Source organism: Kistimonas scapharcae (assembly GCF_039540975.1).
GTDB lineage: Bacteria > Pseudomonadota > Gammaproteobacteria > Pseudomonadales > Endozoicomonadaceae > Kistimonas > Kistimonas scapharcae.
Genome location: NZ_BAABFL010000213.1, coordinates 1 through 933, shown reverse-complemented (window position 1 = coordinate 933; position 933 = coordinate 1). Strand labels below are relative to the sequence as shown.

The 933-nt window shown below is 48.8% G+C and carries 1 protein-coding gene; it reads left to right on the top strand.

Annotation, left to right across the window (positions count from 1 at the left end):
• Positions 1–714: MATE family efflux transporter (locus ABD892_RS10480; RefSeq protein WP_345195570.1), on the top strand; the 714-nt coding region annotated here is incomplete at its 5' end.
• Positions 715–933 lie beyond the last annotated feature (219 nt).

Genomic DNA, 933 nt, shown 5'->3' with positions numbered 1-933 from the left:
TTCCCGTTCAGAGGAGCTACACGACAAAGTCATCGGAGAGTTCATCTCCAGAATGTGGTATCAACCGGTTTGAAACATGACCTGCTTTTTCAGTTTCTGGCTTTTACCCTGATCACGCTGTTGCTGACACCGTCCGGTGACACTGTGCTGGGTGCACATCAAATCGCCTTTAATCTATCAACGCTTCCCATGGGGATAATATCCGGTATTGGCATTGCAACCAGTATTCGGGTGGGGCAGGCGATGGGTGCAGGAAACCGGAGACAGGCTCGTTTCAGCGCGCAAACCGGTATTTTGATGACTCTCTCTGCGGCGATATGCATTGCGTTGATGATCTATTACAACCGGGCATGGATCACATCGCTCTATACCAATGACATACGGATCATTGCACTAGCCAGCCAACTGCTGCCACTGGTCGCGCTATTCCATATCGTTGACAGCCTGCAGGGGGCTACCAATGCAGCACTGAGAGGCTACAAAGATACACGCACCTCTATGATGATTGTTCTCTCATCATTGTGGGCAATTGCATTGCCACTGGGTTCCGTTTTGGCATTGAAGGACTGGTTGCTACCTGCCCAGGGTCCCACCGGATTCTGGATTGCATTGTGTATTGCTCAATGTTTCACTCTGATTTTCGTGCAACGTCGGTTCCTGAAAATCTCACAGGATGAAGACATCGCATCAGCCAGTATTGCAACGATTCCTTAAACCGTTACCCACATAAAACAGAAAAAAATCTGCTGCATAACAGGGAGGTTATGCCAAATCATTGAATGCACTTCCCAAGAATATAGCGGGAAAGAAAAACCATCTCATTATCAACACAGGCACCAAGTACAAAACAATTCCTGATTACCACTGTGGCTCAGCCAGCTTGAGAAGCCTTGCTGGCATGGGGCAGGTTCGCGCAGCCATGTAACCCAGCCT